1 protein-coding gene is annotated in these 267 nt (G+C 70.4%); it reads left to right on the forward strand.

Annotation, left to right across the window (positions count from 1 at the left end):
• On the forward strand, positions 1 to 267 hold a 267-nt coding region (locus tag ACLJNW_RS25545), incomplete at both ends, for an alpha/beta fold hydrolase (protein WP_410961414.1).

Below are 267 nucleotides of genomic sequence, written 5' to 3' on the forward strand. Positions count from 1 at the left end.
GGCCGACTCGGTGCTGGCTTCGCTGAAGGCCGGGGAGACCCGCGGCGATATCCCGCCGGCGCTCGCCAACCTGCTCCGCCCCAGCGTGCAGCCGTACCTGATCTCGCTGTTCCGCGAAGACCCGGCCCGCGCGTTCGGCCGCCTGCGCATCCCGACCCTGATCGTCCAGGGCCGCAATGACATCCAGGTCGGCGTCGCCGACGCCGAGGCGCTCCAGCGAGCCAAGCCCGACTCGCAACTGGTGCTCATCGACGGCATGAACCACAT

Source organism: Salmonella sp. SAL4457 (assembly GCF_046548235.1).
Classification (GTDB): Bacteria; Pseudomonadota; Gammaproteobacteria; order Enterobacterales; family Enterobacteriaceae; genus Salmonella; species Salmonella enterica.